The organism is Litchfieldia sinesaloumensis (assembly GCF_900156865.1).
Lineage (GTDB): Bacteria > Bacillota > Bacilli > Bacillales > Bacillaceae_L > Ferdinandcohnia > Ferdinandcohnia sinesaloumensis.
In genome coordinates, this window is sequence record NZ_LT732529.1 from 2,122,633 (window position 1) to 2,138,767 (window position 16,135).

The 16,135-nt window shown below is 36.5% G+C and carries 18 protein-coding genes; 5 read left to right on the top strand and 13 right to left on the bottom strand.

Annotation, left to right across the window (positions count from 1 at the left end; all coding sequences use genetic code 11):
- Positions 1–377: 377 nt before the first annotated feature.
- Positions 378–512 (top strand): YqzM family protein, encoded by a 135-nt coding sequence (locus tag CZ490_RS10610; RefSeq protein WP_077618871.1) that lies wholly within the window; start codon positions 378–380, stop codon positions 510–512.
- A gap of 74 nt (positions 513–586) precedes the next feature.
- Here the strand turns inward: CZ490_RS10610 and CZ490_RS10615 are convergent, their stop codons facing one another.
- The 3 genes from CZ490_RS10615 to CZ490_RS10625 form a co-directional block, all read right to left on the bottom strand.
- Complete coding sequence (locus CZ490_RS10615; RefSeq protein ID WP_077618872.1) at positions 587–2,956, bottom strand: DNA internalization-related competence protein ComEC/Rec2; 2,370 nt, start codon at positions 2,954–2,956, stop codon at positions 587–589.
- Positions 2,919–3,488 (bottom strand): ComE operon protein 2, encoded by a 570-nt coding sequence (locus CZ490_RS10620; RefSeq protein ID WP_077618873.1) that lies wholly within the window; start codon positions 3,486–3,488, stop codon positions 2,919–2,921. The genes CZ490_RS10615 and CZ490_RS10620 overlap by 38 nt, the downstream gene beginning before the upstream one ends.
- 95 nt (positions 3,489–3,583) lie before the next feature.
- Positions 3,584–4,126, bottom strand: a complete 543-nt coding sequence (locus CZ490_RS10625) for a helix-hairpin-helix domain-containing protein (RefSeq protein WP_234987220.1) — start codon at positions 4,124–4,126, stop codon at positions 3,584–3,586.
- A gap of 162 nt (positions 4,127–4,288) precedes the next feature.
- On the opposite strand from CZ490_RS10625, the gene comER reads away from it, so the two are divergent.
- Positions 4,289–5,122, top strand: a complete 834-nt coding sequence (gene comER / locus CZ490_RS10630; protein WP_077618875.1) for a late competence protein ComER — start codon at positions 4,289–4,291, stop codon at positions 5,120–5,122.
- Between the two features lie 78 nt (positions 5,123–5,200).
- Here the strand turns inward: comER and CZ490_RS10635 are convergent, their stop codons facing one another.
- The 8 genes from CZ490_RS10635 to CZ490_RS10670 form a co-directional block, all read right to left on the bottom strand.
- Positions 5,201–5,944 (bottom strand): class I SAM-dependent DNA methyltransferase, encoded by a 744-nt coding sequence (locus CZ490_RS10635; RefSeq protein ID WP_077618876.1) that lies wholly within the window; start codon positions 5,942–5,944, stop codon positions 5,201–5,203.
- Complete coding sequence (rsfS, locus tag CZ490_RS10640) at positions 5,941–6,297, bottom strand: ribosome silencing factor (RefSeq protein WP_077621027.1); 357 nt, start codon at positions 6,295–6,297, stop codon at positions 5,941–5,943. The genes CZ490_RS10635 and rsfS overlap by 4 nt, the downstream gene beginning before the upstream one ends.
- A gap of 2 nt (positions 6,298–6,299) precedes the next feature.
- Entirely contained in the window at positions 6,300–6,872 is a 573-nt protein-coding gene (gene yqeK / locus CZ490_RS10645) for a bis(5'-nucleosyl)-tetraphosphatase (symmetrical) YqeK (protein ID WP_077618877.1), read from the bottom strand.
- Complete coding sequence (locus tag CZ490_RS10650) at positions 6,862–7,431, bottom strand: nicotinate-nucleotide adenylyltransferase (RefSeq protein ID WP_077618878.1); 570 nt, start codon at positions 7,429–7,431, stop codon at positions 6,862–6,864. The genes yqeK and CZ490_RS10650 overlap by 11 nt, the downstream gene beginning before the upstream one ends.
- An 88-nt stretch (positions 7,432–7,519) precedes the next feature.
- On the bottom strand, positions 7,520–7,819 hold the full coding sequence (gene yhbY, locus CZ490_RS10655; RefSeq protein WP_077618879.1) for a ribosome assembly RNA-binding protein YhbY: 300 nt from the start codon (positions 7,817–7,819) through the stop codon (positions 7,520–7,522).
- Positions 7,813–8,658 carry a shikimate dehydrogenase gene (gene aroE, locus CZ490_RS10660; RefSeq protein WP_077618880.1) on the bottom strand — a complete coding sequence of 282 codons (846 nt, stop codon included), beginning with the start codon at positions 8,656–8,658 and terminating at the stop codon, positions 7,813–7,815. Before aroE ends, yhbY begins: the two co-directional genes overlap by 7 nt.
- 48 nt (positions 8,659–8,706) lie before the next feature.
- A complete protein-coding gene (gene yqeH / locus CZ490_RS10665; RefSeq protein WP_077618881.1) occupies positions 8,707–9,816 on the bottom strand; it encodes a ribosome biogenesis GTPase YqeH in 1,110 nt (369 codons plus the stop codon).
- Between the two features lie 2 nt (positions 9,817–9,818).
- A complete protein-coding gene (locus CZ490_RS10670; protein ID WP_077618882.1) occupies positions 9,819–10,334 on the bottom strand; it encodes a YqeG family HAD IIIA-type phosphatase in 516 nt (171 codons plus the stop codon).
- A gap of 407 nt (positions 10,335–10,741) precedes the next feature.
- On the opposite strand from CZ490_RS10670, the gene CZ490_RS10675 reads away from it, so the two are divergent.
- Positions 10,742–10,882, top strand: a complete 141-nt coding sequence (locus CZ490_RS10675) for a sporulation histidine kinase inhibitor Sda (RefSeq protein WP_077621028.1) — start codon at positions 10,742–10,744, stop codon at positions 10,880–10,882.
- Positions 10,883–11,043: 161 nt separating this feature from the next.
- Here CZ490_RS10675 and CZ490_RS10680 read toward each other — a convergent pair whose 3' ends face one another.
- Positions 11,044–11,823, bottom strand: a complete 780-nt coding sequence (locus tag CZ490_RS10680; protein WP_077618883.1) for a phosphatidylserine decarboxylase — start codon at positions 11,821–11,823, stop codon at positions 11,044–11,046.
- A 159-nt stretch (positions 11,824–11,982) separates the two neighbouring features.
- Between CZ490_RS10680 and pssA the strand changes: the two genes are divergently transcribed.
- Complete coding sequence (pssA, locus tag CZ490_RS10685) at positions 11,983–12,522, top strand: CDP-diacylglycerol--serine O-phosphatidyltransferase (RefSeq protein WP_077618884.1); 540 nt, start codon at positions 11,983–11,985, stop codon at positions 12,520–12,522.
- A gap of 79 nt (positions 12,523–12,601) precedes the next feature.
- Here pssA and CZ490_RS10690 read toward each other — a convergent pair whose 3' ends face one another.
- A complete protein-coding gene (locus tag CZ490_RS10690) occupies positions 12,602–14,395 on the bottom strand; it encodes a M3 family oligoendopeptidase (RefSeq protein WP_077618885.1) in 1,794 nt (597 codons plus the stop codon).
- A 185-nt stretch (positions 14,396–14,580) separates the two neighbouring features.
- Between CZ490_RS10690 and CZ490_RS10695 the strand changes: the two genes are divergently transcribed.
- Positions 14,581–16,134: a spore germination protein gene (locus tag CZ490_RS10695; RefSeq protein WP_077618886.1), complete on the top strand. Its 1,554-nt coding sequence runs from the start codon at positions 14,581–14,583 to the stop codon at positions 16,132–16,134.
- Position 16,135: the final 1 nt, after the last annotated feature.

Below are 16,135 nucleotides of genomic sequence, written 5' to 3' on the forward strand. Positions count from 1 at the left end.
AAAATTTTAATATCCACCTGTTGCGATAAATAGTAAAAGGGAATTGGTCGAATACCAATTCCCAATCTATAGAAACATTACCAAACAAGCCCCAGGTATCTTGCTCAGTAATGATTATTTGTAATCGATCTATTGCAAGGACTTTGTCTTATGTACTATTAGGATTTACTTTGTTTTTTGAACTATTTGTGACAAGTGTTGTTAATACAGGAAGAGTATCGGATAATAGGGGAAAAAGGGTTATTCAATCTTTTGGTCTTTGTTATACTTATAGAGGTTATTACTTTTATTTGTAAAAACAAAACCAACATTTAAAAGGAATTATAGATTTTTTTGAGTAGTTAGGCTATACTATAACTGTTTAGGAGGGGTTAGGCATGAATGAATTTGAAAAGAATATTAAAAACACGCGAAATGACGTAATTGATGCTGGAGTGGCATTTGTTGTTTCTTTTGGCTTCTTCGCTACAATTTTCATTATTGCATCCTTAATTAAGATAATTGGAGCTTAATCCAGACAGATACATACACTGTCAAACACTGGGACTGCCTAATTCGAGGCAGTCTCTTTTCGTTCTACCCTATCTTATGGAATAATGGTCTTAAAGGTTCCGGAATTTTTTAAAAACCGATATTGGATTGCACCATTTTTATCCGTTCGAAAAACCTTAATATCCTCTTCTTCGAATCGAGTAATAACGGTTGGATGTGGATGGTTAAACCGATTATTTTCACCAACTGGGATAAGCGCAAATGTTGGTTTCAATAATTGGATAAAATTATTTGTTGACGATGTATGACTTCCATGATGCCCTACCTTCAAAACATCTGCCCTAAGGTTTTTATAGGTTCTGACAAGATCAGCCTCTCCACTTGTTTCCGTATCACCTGTGAATAACCATCGTAAGCCACCAAGCTCTGTAAAAAGGATAATCGAGTTTTCATTTTCCTTCATTTCGTTCCCCTTAGGTGCAAGAACATGAAAGATATAATTACTATCCTGCCATTTTTGGCCACGTTTGACTTCATTTATGTGAATCCCTTTTATAATTGCAAGCTTCTTCAACTTAGCTTCCTGTGGCGTATCCTTCTTGTTGACCCCAAGGACAATTTCGTTTACTTTTATCGTTTCAATTAGACCTTCGGCACCGCCAATATGGTCTTGGTCTCCATGTGTAATAATAAGTTTGTCCAAACCACGTACTCCTCTAGATTTAAGAAAGGGAATAATGATATCGGCGGTTGAAAATTCTTTCCTTCTTTTTCTCCATTCATCTTGGTTAAATTGAAGTATGCCGCCGGTATCAATTAAATAGACTCCCTTTCGATATGGAAGTTCAATAAATATACTATCCCCTTGACCAACGTCCAACATCGTCACTTCCCCATAAGGATTAATGTATGGCAGTATAAAATGAAAAAATAGAACGAAGAGTGGTGCCAAAATTGCCTTTTGTCTAATGGACTTTTTCTTCTCCCAACTTACTAAAAAATAGAAGATAGCTCCACAATACAAAAGCATTAATATAAAACCCGGTTTCCCAAGAGTTAGGACTGAGAAGGAAGAGTCTGATACCCAAAGTGTGGCTCTATTTAACATCTCAAGTAACCACGAGAGTAGAACAGCCAGTAGCTGGCCGGCCGGGGCAAAAACTGCGAGTAAAATGACAGTCAGTAAAGCGAATGGTAGAACAACTATCGAATATAAAGGGACGAATATCATATTTAGAGGCAAACTTAACAACGAAAATTCATAAAAGTGGAAGAGTATAATCGGTAGAGAAGCAATCTGCGATAATAGAGAAACGACAAATAAAGATGCAAGCGCATTAGAATATTGGTTGAAAATAGCTCTTGAAGAGAGAATAAGAGAAGCGCTTACTATGAAGGATAATTGAAAACCAATATTGACTAAAAAGTAAGGATTTACAGCAAGCATACATAAACAAGCAAAACTGATGACATCAAGCATACTACTTTTTTTCCACCACATAATACTTGCTAATAATAACATTGTCATTGTTACTGAGCGGATAACTGAAGGAGATCCACCTGCAATTAGAATGTAAGCTGGAAGTAAGCACAACAGAAGAATGGCTGTAGACTCTCGTGTCATCCCAAACCGAATACATAAAAAATATACCATCCCTGTCATCAAACTAACATGGAGTCCTGAAATGGCTAGTAAATGAATTAACCCAAGTGATTGATAAGAATTTGTAATTTCACCTTCTATATTTGTTCTTTCTCCATATATCAATGCCTGAATAATCCCAGCATTTGAACCTTTAAAATGGGAATCAATATGCTCAATACCAGCTTCCCTAATATTCAATAGAAGGCGATTTACAGACCATTTCCCCCCTGAAATACAGTTATCCTGTGATATGGAGTTTGTTGTAAAAATCCAATGAATATTTTTTGTATATAAAAAACTTTTATAGCTAAAAGAATGTGGATTTCGCGCTATCTGTGGCTCTTTAAGTGATCCTTCAAAGGTGCAAATCTGCCCGATTGTAAAAACGGAACCTAGGTGATGTTTTTCAGCTTGTGTTTCGATGTAATAGACTAACAAAACTTTTTCGTCCTCTGCCGTGCTTACGATTACCGATAGCTTATCACCATTAATATCTGGGGTTTCTATTATTTCAGCATGAATTTCAGTTGTAGCAGGAGGTAATTTTGTATGATTGTTCGAATCGGTTAGTATGAATAAATACATGAAGGTAAATAAAGTTAGAATACTGAGGATAACGAGTGAGAGATGATGACGAAGAATGATAAATCCTATTAAGAGTAGTGTGAGAAAAACAACAAACCAAGAATAAGAAGTATAAGGGACTAAAATTCCGAAAACTGCAGAGAAAGCTAGAAATATTAGTTTTCCTTCTACATAGCCCCTGTACTTCCTTATTACCTCAACTAATTGTTGAAAATAATGTCGCTGCTTGTTCACGTATTGCCTTTATCTCGTTATCATCTATACCTGACTCTGTTATTTTCCCGATTAAATCATTTACGAATTCTAACTTTTCTTTCGAGTTCAGATCAATTACCATTTCCTCGAGAGGAACTTTTTCAACCCTTACTTTCGATTCTTCCAACATTTTTATCCCATATGGATGGTTTTTATAGTCCTCGGCGTAATAGACCACCTTAATTCCAGCCTGGATAATCGCTTTTGTACATTGAAGGCATGGAAAATGTGTAACATAAATTTCCGCATTTTCTGTGGGCACTCCAAATTTTGCGCACTGTAATAGAGCATTCATCTCAGCATGAACAGTTCTTATACAATGATTATCTACAACATAACAGCCTTCATCAATACAATGTGTTCCTCCTGAAACGGAGCCATTGTACCCTCCCGCAATAATTCGTTTATCTCTAACGATTGTTGCTCCAACTGTAAGTCGCGTACAAGTACTTCTTAATGCAAGCAAATGGCTTTGAGCCATAAAGTATTGATCCCATTTTATTCTGTTCAAATCTTCCCCATCCCTTCAACAAAATCTTACAATTATTTTATCGGTTTACTCCACAACCCGTCAATTCAAATCTTGTACAGTTTCGGATGTCCACATCAATTCAATGTAAGTTCATCCTTTATCTTTTCAAAAGACTTTTCTCCAATCCCATTTACTTGAAGTAAATCCTCTAGCTGTTTAAATGGTCCATTCTCATCCCGGTAAGCAAGTATCGTTGCCGCTTTGGCTGGACCAATACCTGAAAGTGTTTCAAGTTCTGCCTGGGTCGCTTTGTTAAGTGAGACCTTCCCCTTGTCTTTTTGTAATAGTTCAGTTGATTCCACCTCAAGGATTTCTCCTTGTGTGGGGACATAAATGACCATCTCGTCTTCAACCCGCTCTGCCAGATTCACTTGCCTTACGTTTGCCTCCTCTGTAAATCCTCCAGCCTTATCGATAACATCCTTAACCCTCATCCCTTCCTGTGCCTCAACTACCCCCTCATAATGAACAGCACCTTTTATATCCACAAGTATCGTCTTGACCACTTCCTCAACGACAACCCCTTCCTCTATTTCAATTTCTGATGTTAGATTATCCTCGATTTTTAATTCTGCCTTAGGTTCTTTTCCGAATGTATGATAAAACACAAGAAACATTAGGAGACAACCACCACAAATCATCAATATTAATTTTATTCTTTTATCTCTGAGACTCACGATATATTTCTTCCTTTCTTTGCACTGACGTAAAAACTATTCATATTTGGGTCTAGAAAAACATATTGTGTTAGGAGAATAGTCTGTAAAGGAGGGACGATCTTGAATATAGGGTTTATCGGTACAGGAAATATGGGGAAAATTTTAATAGAGTCTTTTGTAGAATCTCTTGCTGTTCCGCCTTCAAAAATTACCATTACAAATCGTACAATAGAAAAAGCTATAGCCATTAAGAACTCCTTGCCAGATATAACGGTTGCAGCGACAAATGAAGATGTTGTAAAAGGTTCTGATTTGATTTTTATTTGCGTGAAACCTTTAGAAATTCACCCCCTTTTACACCAATTATCTTCTGCCCTAACGAGTAATAAATGTATCGTTTCAATCACAAGTCCGATTTCCGTTGAACAACTCGAGGCTATTGTCAGTTGTCAGGTTGCGCGGATCATTCCAAGTATTACAAATCGAGCTCTATCAGGTGTCTCCTTATTCACTTTTGGCGGGAGCATCAGCAACAGGTATAAGGAATATTTAGCTTTTCTATTTGAACAGATTTCAACCCCTGTTCACATAAATAACGACATCACACGAGTAGCCTCAGATATCGTTAGCTGTGGTCCTGCTTTTTTCACCTATTTGTTAAGACGATTTGTATATGCGGCTGTTAGTGAAACCAAAATTACAGAGGAACAGGCAACCGTTTTAGCAAGTGAGATGATTGTTGGAATGGGAAAATTACTTGAGAAGGAATTGTATACATTACCGACTCTCCAGGAGAAAGTCTGTGTAAAAGGTGGTGTAACTGGAGAAGGCATCAAAGCAATGGAAGAGCATATTGGTGAGTTATTTGAAGAATTAATTAGGAGTACCCATAGAAAATTTGATGAGGATATATCTGAGGTGAATGAACAATTCAACGAAACGCCATCTCGATAAATATAGCACGTTACTTCCTAAATAGGAATACCTATTATTTGAATAATTAAAATGAAAGGGACAGCTTATGCTGCCCCTCTATTTCGTTACAGTAAATAATATTCGCTCCGATGTTTCCTGTGGTACTTCAGTGAAGTCAGCTATTATTTCTTGTACATTAAACCCAATTTCCTCAAGCCAGGTACGATATGTCTCTATTGGAAAGGTTCGCTGTTCGTGGAACTCGTCAAACCTAGCGTAATCATCATTATGTTCATTTTTTACAAAAAAAGATAACTCATGCTCCACACTGTGTCGATGTGCCCCCGCAAAGCAATTCCAAATAAAGCTCACATTCTCATCACTGCTTACAAAGGGACCATCTAAAAAAATTGAATCCATTTTATGGACTGAATGAACATCAAATAAGAAAATGCCATCAGGAAACACTAGCTCGTACACATTTTGAAGAGTCCTTTGTACATCTTCCTCTGTTTGCAAGTAATTAAGTGAATCACAGAAAATCAACACAATATCAAACGGAGCAAAACCCGAAATTTCAACCATATCTTGTTGATAAAATTCAACGCTGACTCCAGCTTCAATCGCCTTGTTATTAGCAACGGCTAACATATCTTCAGAAAGGTCTACCCCGACAACTTCATACCCTTCTTTTGCAAGCTGAATGGCAATTTCACCGGTACCACAGCCAATATCAAGAACTCGTAATGGCTGACTTTTTTTTAGTCGTGCAGCCTTTTTTTTAAAGAACGTAATCCATTGATTATAATCAACATCACGCATCAGATCATCGTAGATATAGGCAAATTCACCGTAACTCATAAACTGAGCACATCTTCAACAGACTCAGTTGGTGCATCTCCCCAGAGACGTTCTAAATTATAATAAGTACGTTCATCTTTATGAAAAATATGAGCAATTACATCCCCAAGGTCAACGAGCACCCATCTTGCTTCTTCAAATCCTTCAAGACGTTTAATTTGGATACCATTCTCATCCGCTTTATCTTTGATTTCTCTTGCGATAGCTTGAACCTGTTTTTCAGAATTCCCATGGCAAATTAAAAAATAATCTGCTACCAGAGAAAGTCCCTTCATGTTTAATGCAATGATATTTTCTGCACGCTTATCGTCAGCAGCTTGAACCGCAAATGTTAAAATGTCTCTTTCCTTCATCATTAGATTCCCCCTTTATTCTCGAATATCACTGAGTTATAAGTTAGTATGGTCTCAGGATAAATTACTTGATTCTTTTTCGCTAAAAACATAATAGTGTTTCGTAGGGAATAGATAAGCGCTAAATCTAGATTCTTTTTCGCTGCCTCTCTTACCTCTTCAACGCCCGGAAATTGTCTTCCAGGTTCAATATAATCTGCTACAAAAATAATCTTTTCGAGCAGTGTCATCTTTTCTCTTCCAGAGGTATGGTATCGAATGGCGTCAAGAATTTCTTCATCCTCAATTCCAACCTCTGTTTTAACGAGATATGCGCCTACCGGGGCATGCCAAAGTTCGGTATTATGAATCAACAAATCTGAAGACATGTGTTGGTCGATGATGATTTGTTTCATTTCATCCTTCGATCTGAATTTAGCATAGTCATGAAAAATAGCAGCTAATTCCGCCTTTTTAACATCTTCATTATATCGTTTTGCAAGTTGGATAGCAGTTTCCATAACACCAAGTGTATGCTGATAACGATGCTCGGTTAATTGTTCCTTCACAATTTCAAGAGCATTCTCACGTTCCATATAAATGTTTCTCCTCTATATAGTTTCGTACTTTTTCTGGCAATAAATACATTGTATTGGCATTTTCCATTAGCCTTTTTCGAATCATTGAAGAAGATATATCTAGTTGTGGAATATCAACCTCAACAATTGGATAGGTATTAGGAAACGAATAACCTGGTCGCTTCACTCCGACAAAGGTTATCATCTCGACAAGCTCTTCAATCTTATGCCAATGGGGCAAGTATTCTACCATATCTCCGCCTATAATAAAATAAAATTTCGTATCTACATGTTTCTCTTGTAGTAATTTAATTGTATCGTATGTATATGATGGTCCTTCTCTTTCCAATTCGATTGGCTGTATTGTAAACTTAGGCTGGTCTGAAATGGCAAGTTGAAGCATTTGAACCCGCTCCTCATCCGTCACATAGCTTTTTCGCTCTTTATGTGGTGGAATTCGATTAGGCATAAACCATACTTGTGATAGGTTCAATTGGGTTAGCACTTCCATAGCAATGAATAAATGGCCAATATGGGGCGGATCAAATGTACCACCGAGTATTCCGATATGGTTCATTATATTCCTCCAAAATTCCGGTGAAAATGACACATCGTACTGGAAACTCTTCAAATTAGACGCGCCATTTCATCCTATCGTTGAGTACTCATTTCGATTTAGGTAACTCTAGTTGTTTGTTTTCTTTCGATTCTTTATAGAGTACAATTGTGTTCCCGATGACTTGAACTAGCTCAGCTTTTGCACCTTTGCTAAGTTCCTCTGCAACTGTATCACGGTCATCCTCACAGTTTTGTAGCACACTTACCTTTAGTAGTTCACGTGCCTCCAGAGCTTCACTGATTTGCTTGATCATATTGTCATTTACTCCACCTTTTCCAACTTGAAAAATGGGATCTAAATGATGTGCTTTGGATCGTAGAAATCGTTTTTGTTTTCCTGTTAACATGTCTTACCTCCTAATAACCTTGTTACAAGTTTTTCCATTCTATTCGTATCTGGAAAAATGCCTGTCCACTTTTCAAATGCTAATGCGCCTTGATAAACAAACATTCCAATTCCGTTTTGAATAATCGCACCATGCTTTGCAGCCTCATGCAGTAGCTTTGTCTCAAAAGGATTGTAAATAATATCACTAACAATGGCTTTTGAAGCAATATTCTCCACTGAGAGCGGCATATCCTCTACATTTGGATGCATACCTACTGAGGTTGTATTAACAATAACCTGATACTTTCCTAAATGAATCGATGCTTCTTCGGTACTTAATGCGTGCGAATCAACATCAAACTTACAGTCGTCAATAATGGCTGTAGCACGCTCAACCGTCCGATTAACAATATCAATCTTTTTTACACCCATTGCTGCTAACGAAATAAAAATACCTCTAGCAGCACCTCCAGCACCGATGAGTAGTACATTAGCAGAACGTAATTCCTCGTTACTAATTACACGATTTAAGGAACGAATAAACCCATTTCCATCTGTATTATAGCCAATTAATTTCCCATTTTCATTCACGATTGTATTGACAGCCCCAATATTTGCTGCAACCTCTTCAACTTCGTCTAAATACGGAATTACCTCAACCTTATGTGGGATTGTAACATTAATCCCGGATAATCCTAGTGCTCTAACTCCCTCAATTGCAGCCTTAACCTCACCCGGTCTGACGTGAAAAGCATGGTATCTAGCGTTAAGCTTGTAATGTTCAAATATATCATTAAGCATCACCGGTGACATTGAATGTGAGATAGGACTTCCGATTACACCATAAACCTTTTCCATTTACTCACCCATTACGATAATTTTTTTCTCTATCTATTACAACCTAATTTAGATCAATGATTTTCTTACCATAACCCCAACACCCTTAGGTACGTGGGCTACGACTTTTGTATTTGGCTCATTAATCGTTACCCAGCCCAAGCCTGAAAAAACAATATCTGTTTTTGCTTCTTTGATGCTAAATTCATGAGCAACTAATGGTGGAAAATCATCTATTTCATCTTCACCTGGGGGCTGTAATAGCTCGCCCTTATGCTTTTGGTATAATTCATCTGCATTTTCAAGCTTTGTTCGATGTATATGAATCAGATTCGAGAAGTGACAAACGAATGATTGTCTGTTTCCACTTACAAAATCAAATCGAGATAAGCCTCCAAAAAATAAGGTTTGTCCTTCATTTAACTGAAATACCTTAGGTTTAATTTCCTTTTTAGGGGTGATTACTTTAAGTTCTTGTTTTGAAACAAAATGAGCCATTTGATGGTGGTTAATAATTCCTGGTGTATCAAACAATGACCGTTCTTCGTCGAGCGGAATATCGATAATATCCAATGTAGTCCCTGGGAAATGTGAAGTTGTAATAACATCTTCTTTCTCTCCACTAAATTCTTTAATAAGACGATTGATGAAGGTAGATTTCCCAACATTTGTGCATCCCACTACATACACATCTTTACCAAAACGATAATGTTCAATTGCTTCAGCAACCTCAGTGATACCTGTCCCTTTTTCAGCACTAATCAAAAAGACATCTTCAGGTTTGAGCCCTAATTCACGGGATGATTCTTTCATCCAATTTACTAGTTTTTTCGGTTTCACGGACTTTGGAAGCAAGTCTACCTTATTACCAATTAGTAATATCTTATTGTTACCCACAAACCGATGAAGACCAGGCAACCAGCTGCCATTAAAATCAAATATATCAACGATTTTCACGATTAAAGCATCTGTAGAACCGATTCCATGTAAGATTTTCAAAAAATCGTCATCTGTTAATGAAACATCCTGCACTTCATTATAGTGCTTTAACTTGAAACAGCGTTGACAAATGACTTTTTCCTTTTCTAATGCGGAAGGGGGTGCATATCCTAATTTCGTTTTGTCAGCTATTTGGATTTCAACCCCGCAGCCGATACAGCTAATTTTTTCTTGTTCCACTCTTAGTCCTCCCAATAAAGCATTCCGCGACGTTTCATCCAAGTAAGTAACTTTCTTTCGACTAAACGATTAAATTTCGTAAAAAATCCATCTGTTTGTGCGACAGGAACTACTAGGATTGTATGTAAGCCACTGCGGTTACCTCCAAATACATCTGTTAGAAGCTGGTCACCAATGACAACAACCTCATTCTTTTGTAGTCCCATTTCCTTTACAGCTCGTTTAAAGGCCCGTACCAAAGGTTTTCTAGCCTCAAAAATAAATGGAATTCCAACTGGATCCGCAAAATCTTTTACTCTTCTTTCATTATTATTTGATACAATTGTAACGGCAATCCCGTGATCCCTAATGTCTTTGAACCATTCAATAAGTTCAGGTGTTGCATTTGGACGATCCCATTCAACCAATGTATTATCTAGATCGGTTATTACACCTTTAACTCCTAATTCTTTTAACTTACTAGGTGAAATCTCAAGAACAGATTTCACATGTTCATTCGGTAAGAAACTTTTTAACAACGCAATTACACCTCTCTGGACTTCTATATATCCATCCTATCATAACGAATTAACACAATTTCTACAAAGCAAAATCACGACATTTTTCAACAAATATTTATTTTTTCACCGATAAAAGAAAAAAGTTTTCGACAAAGTTCAGTAAATTTCAACAGTTGTGGATAAACTTATGCACATTTTACACAGCGATATAACTAGATTTCCATATTTTATGAACAAAATACCCACAAGTTATCCACGATTACCTGTGGATAACAGAACGGTTGTTCTATTATTTTTTTCATGATAGAGTAAAATTAATAATAATGAACAACGTATTAGTATATGCAAATTCAACTGGTGTAGAACATCTTCATACGCTTTAAATATTTTTTTGGAGGTGAATGGCCAACCATTGGCAATATCTTATGAAAAAATTATCAGACGACTTATTAATTGAATCTTATTTTAAAGCAATAAAATTAAAGCTAAGTCCTGACTTTATTCACCTTATTGAAACTGAAATCTTGCGCAGATCATTAGGTCATCGGATTAGAAATATATCATAATCATTTATATTACATGAAAGAGCCACTAACGGCTCTTTTTTTCTAGTTTCTAGATACAGAGCACATTAACTTATTGGCAATGCCAATTACGTCTGCTGGTAATGTAACGTTCCAGCCCTTGCCATATGCTCGACGCCTCGAAATGTGCCCCATACGTTTACTTACTCTAGTATACCAAGGACCTCTCCAACTTTAATATTGGTTGAAGGACTAATTTCAGGGTGAAGCGTAAAACGGTCCTTTTCAAATAGTAAGATAACGGTTGACCCAAATGTAAAATAGGCAATCTCCTCTCCTTTTTCCACAGTATCACTTTTATGAGTAGTTTCTATACTATTTACGAACATTGCTCCGACCTTAACCATTGCCACAGATGAATCATTTACTCTTATTTCTGTTATTTTCCTAAAATTCTTTGATAAAGGATCTCTTCCATATTTTAACCCGAGACGATTAACTGGATACGATTTTTGTCCTAATTCCCATTGCTTTGTGATGACCCCAGAAATTGGACTATGAATTCGGTGATAGTGACTCGGACTTAAATAAAGAATAAGGAAGGTACCACCTATATATTTGGCTAGTGACTTTTCATTACCTAGCATTTCCGCAACCTGATACCGTTTGTTTTTTACAATCATTTCTTTTGAATCTGTAATGATACCAGTTTCCTCAATTACAGCATCAACAGGGCTAATTACTGTATTCTCAGTTTGATCAATTTGCCTACTATCTTTCTTAAGCTGTCTTACAAAAAGATCATGCAGAGTTGGAAATTCAGTCAAGCTTTTTTCCATTTCTGCTTGGTTAATATTGTATATTTTTGCGTAACTCGGAATAAGTATAGCACTAACTCTAGATTGTGAAAATTTTTTTAATATCGCCGAAGAAAGGCGGTGGTTCGTTAATTCAATAAAGAAACGATAAAACCATTTTTGCAATCAAAATTCCTCCTATATATGTTATAAATGTCTTTACAAAAACAAAACGTAACGCATAAAATAAGGTTAATAAAGGCAATACTATTCTATTTTATGTATTTTTGTATCGTATTACAAAGAATTTTCTTTTGAACAACCTTCTTAGAAAGGAGTGAAAAAATGTTTTTACTGGAATACCTCGATTCGACACTTAAAAAACTTAAATCCCAAACAGCCAATATACTAACTTTAATCAACCTTAGTTTAGGTGGTTTTTCCATTTTATTTATATTGAAAGACGAATTAAATTTAGGGTTATTATTGATTTTCTTGGCTGCCCTTGCAGACCGTTTCGATGGGATGGTAGCAAGAAAATTCCAAATTGAATCAGAGTTAGGAAAACAGCTTGATTCAATGTGCGATATTATCTCTTTCGGCGTTGCACCAGCACTTTTATTATACCAAGGTATTATTCATGAATTCGGAGCACCTGGAATGTTCTTTACAGTCTTTTATATTGGATGCGGCGCATTTCGCTTAGCTAAATTTAATATTAGTGAAAATAAGGGCTTCTTTGTTGGCTTACCTATTACAGCTGCAGGCTGTCTTTTGACACTTAGCTTCTTAGCCATCCCATATGTTTCTCCTCAATTTTTCATTTACCTTATTATTTTCCTTTCCTTCCTAATGGTCGGCACGTTTAAATTAAAAAAAGTCTAACTCAAAAACACCTATCCACAAAGTAGCAGATAGGTGTTTTTCTCCTTGCTATTGTATAGCTAGAACTTTGTGTGTCCTATTATTTCGTGAGCTCTAAGAATTCTTCAACGTCCTTAATGGAAAGTTTAACTGCCTTCTCCCAGAAGTCGCGTTTTGTTAAATCTACGCCTAAGTGTTTTTGGGCTAGCTCTTCAACCTTCATGCTTGCTGTATCCTTTAATAAAGCAATGTACTTCTCTTCATAATCCGTACCTTCCTCTAAAGCCTTTGCATAAATTCCTAAGGAGAATAAGTAACCAAATGTATATGGGAAGTTGTAAAATGGTACCCCAGTAATATAGAAATGCATTTTTGAAGCCCAGAATTGTGGGTGGTATTCCTCTAATGCTCCACAATAAGCTTCCTTCTGTGCTTCATGCATTAACTCATTTAATCGCTCAGTGCTTACAATTCCCTGTTTGCGCTCTTCGTAAAATCTAGTTTCGAACAAGAAGCGTGCGTGTATATTCATATAAAATGCAACACTTCGTTGGATTTTATCTTCTAACAAGGCGATTTTTTCATCTTCATTCTTCGCATTTTTAACTGATGCATCTGCAACAATCATTTCAGCAAATGTAGAAGCTGTTTCTGCCACATTCATTGCATAACTACGATTTAATGTATGAACTCCTGCCATTGCATGTTGATGGAACGCATGTCCAAGTTCATGAGCAAGAGTTGAAACATTTGATGGTGTCCCTGAAAACGTCATAAAGATTCTTGATTGGTCACTTTCAGGGAAGCTCGTACAAAATCCACCTGGACGCTTACCAGGACGGTCTTCAGCCTCAATCCAGCTATCTTCAAAGGCCTTTTGTGTGAATTTGGTCAACTCTGGGCCAAACTTACTGAATTGTTCTAAGATAAATTCTGCACCTTCTTGATAGTTAACCTTGCTTTCGGTCTGTCCGACTGGAGCATCTAAGTCGTACCAACTTAATTTTTCAAGTCCTAACATTTGTGCTTTGCGATCCAAATATTCGACAAATGCAGCCTTATGCTCCGTAATTACAGCCCACATTGTATCCAATGTTTCCTTGGACATTCTATTTATATCAAGCGGCTCCCTTAGTACGTTATCCCAGCCTCGTGCTTTATACACATTTAAGCGGTAGCCTCCAAGATGATTTAGAGCTTCACCAATGTAATCGGCGTGCTCATCCCAAGCCTTTTCCCATCGTTCAAACATCGCTTTACGAACCGTACGGTCAGAACTTGAAAACGTGTTAAACGCTTGACCTACTGAGAGTAGCTTCGTTTCTCCGTCTACTTCAAATGGAATTTTGATATTTCCAACTACCATATTATATAACTGGCCCCAAGCATGGTACCCATCAACACCTAGAGCATTAATAAGATTTTCCTGCTCAAGTGATAGCTTTTCTGTTGCCCTTGTTCTTCTTTCCTCTAATATGTAAGATAGCTCGTGTAAAGGCTGCTCTGACAACAGTTCATCCCAAACAGACTTTTCAATTGCTACAAGCTTTTGATCAAATGCAGTCAGGATGGATTGAAGTTCACTACTTAATTGTGTTGTCTTTCCTTGTAAAAGCGTAGCCCCTCGATCTGTTGTGTCCTGGGCCGTTAAACAACTTACAAATGCCCCTGCTTGTCGTAGTTTTTTAAAGGATGATTGGAAAGCATTTAATATTTTCAATAACTCCTCTTTGTCACTTGCATTCGTTGGAACCTCAAATGCATTTACTAATGCATTAAATTCAGTTAATTGCTCTTGTAGCGTTTCCAAAAAGGAATGAAAAGCAGGTGAGCTACTACCTCCTTCAAAAAATACATCTAAATCCCACTTTTGTTGATATGTACGTGTACTCATTTTAACTCCCCCTTCGTTAATTATTTAGATTACCTAAATAATTACATGATTCATTATATAAGGATTCTTAAAAAATTTCTATATGTTTGGTTGGGTTCATCGTTTTTCCGTGTTTTATCAAGATTTGCATTAAATTCCACCATTAGTGGCAAACTTAGGAAAAAGGCCGGAGTTGTAAGTATGTTATGAAAAAAATCCCACTTCAAAAGTATATAGATAAATTCAAAAATCCAAAACTAGATCCAAAAACTTACCCGGAAGAGTCGGCAACTAAGGATATCAAAATAAAAGAACAGAAAGTCGACCTTGACCTTCAGAAGAATATCTCAACTTTAGAAAAAGTATATTCCATACCGGACAATAATGATGTTAAAATCCACAAGTTTACTATTAGTGGTTTAAATAAAAAAGCAGCTTTATTCTTTATCTCAACAATCGCTGATGTAGATATCATCAATACTCATATACTTGAGCCATTACTAAAAAATGAAGAACCATTAAAGGAAATGCAAAACCTAATTGAAGTCCAATCATTCACAAAGGTGCAACAAATAAAAGATATCGTGAACGGTGTTAATCAGGGTAACACTATTCTATTAATTGATGGTGAACAAGATGCATTTATTATCGGGACCTCTAATTTCAAAAGTAGGTCAGTCGAAAAAGCTGAAAGTGAAGTTGTACTTAAAGGGCCGAAAGAAGCTTTTAATGAGAGTGCCGAAACAAATATTTCATTAATACGAAAAAAGATTAGAAATGAAAACTTAATAGTAGAGCATTCAACTATTTCAAAGCGCTCTCATAACGAGTTATTTATCCTTTATATTAAGGACCTTGCGAACGACAAAATGATACAAAATGTCAAAGAAAGAGTTAGTGCTTTGGATGTCGATGCTATTCAAAATCTTACACTCCTTGAACAGTATATTGAAGAAAGACCGAAATCAATTTTCCCTTCTATCCTTCATACGGAGCGGCCAGACCGTGTTTCGTCATTTTTAGAGGATGGATATATCGCATTATTAATGAATAATGCGCCAGCTGCCTTGATACTGCCGGCAACCTTTTGGTCCTTTATTCATAACCCAGAAGATCATTATTTACGTTTTATTTATGGAAATTTCATTCGTATACTGCGGGTATTTTCTTTATTTATTACGGTTTTTGCTTCTGCAATTTATGTTTCTATAACCAATTACCACTCTGAAATGGTTCCTACTGATCTTTTATTAGCTATATCCGCAACTCGTGAAAAGGTCCCTTTTCCGTCACTAATTGAAATTCTAATGATGGAAATTGCCTTCGAGTTAATTCGCGAGGCTGGACTGCGAGTCCCCAATCCAATCGGGCCAACGATTGGTATTGTTGGGGCTTTAATATTAGGCCAAGCTGCTGTACAAGCAAATGTAGTCAGTCCCATTGTGGTTATTGTTGTTGCATTAGGCGGATTATGTTCGTTTACGCTTAGTGATGTCAGCATGAACTTTGCGATAAGAATAATACGCTTTGGCTTCATTCTTGCAGCAGGCTTCTTTGGAATTTATGGTATGACTTCCTTATTTATAATAGGTTTATTTTATATGGTGTCACTTAAATCATTTGGTGTTCCTTTCTTATCACCGATGTCACCTAAATACATTTCTTCAGACGATACAATCTTTAGAAAAATGACAAAGAATGAAAAATTACGTCCCGGATTTCTAAAACCAAAGGATGTTATTAAAAAGGTAGAGGAATAGT

What these genes read in the sequence shown, in the direction of transcription:
- CZ490_RS10635 (WP_077618876.1), bottom strand. Translation starts at nt 5,944, where the DNA reads ATGAGTTACGGTGAATTTGCCTATATCTACGATGATCTGATGCGTGAT.
- aroE (WP_077618880.1), bottom strand. Translation starts at nt 8,658, where the DNA reads ATGGAAAAGGTTTATGGTGTAATCGGAAGTCCTATCTCACATTCAATG.
- CZ490_RS10690 (WP_077618885.1), bottom strand. Translation starts at nt 14,395, where the DNA reads ATGAGTACACGTACATATCAACAAAAGTGGGATTTAGATGTATTTTTT.
- CZ490_RS10675 (WP_077621028.1), top strand. Translation starts at nt 10,742, where the DNA reads ATGAAAAAATTATCAGACGACTTATTAATTGAATCTTATTTTAAAGCA.
- CZ490_RS10650 (WP_077618878.1), bottom strand. Translation starts at nt 7,431, where the DNA reads ATGAACCATATCGGAATACTCGGTGGTACATTTGATCCGCCCCATATT.
- yhbY (WP_077618879.1), bottom strand. Translation starts at nt 7,819, where the DNA reads ATGTTAACAGGAAAACAAAAACGATTTCTACGATCCAAAGCACATCAT.
- pssA (WP_077618884.1), top strand. Translation starts at nt 11,983, where the DNA reads ATGTTTTTACTGGAATACCTCGATTCGACACTTAAAAAACTTAAATCC.
- CZ490_RS10610 (WP_077618871.1), top strand. Translation starts at nt 378, where the DNA reads ATGAATGAATTTGAAAAGAATATTAAAAACACGCGAAATGACGTAATT.
- rsfS (WP_077621027.1), bottom strand. Translation starts at nt 6,297, where the DNA reads ATGAAGGAAAGAGACATTTTAACATTTGCGGTTCAAGCTGCTGACGAT.
- yqeK (WP_077618877.1), bottom strand. Translation starts at nt 6,872, where the DNA reads ATGGAACGTGAGAATGCTCTTGAAATTGTGAAGGAACAATTAACCGAG.
- CZ490_RS10625 (WP_234987220.1), bottom strand. Translation starts at nt 4,126, where the DNA reads ATGTTTCTTGTGTTTTATCATACATTCGGAAAAGAACCTAAGGCAGAA.
- CZ490_RS10695 (WP_077618886.1), top strand. Translation starts at nt 14,581, where the DNA reads ATGAAAAAAATCCCACTTCAAAAGTATATAGATAAATTCAAAAATCCA.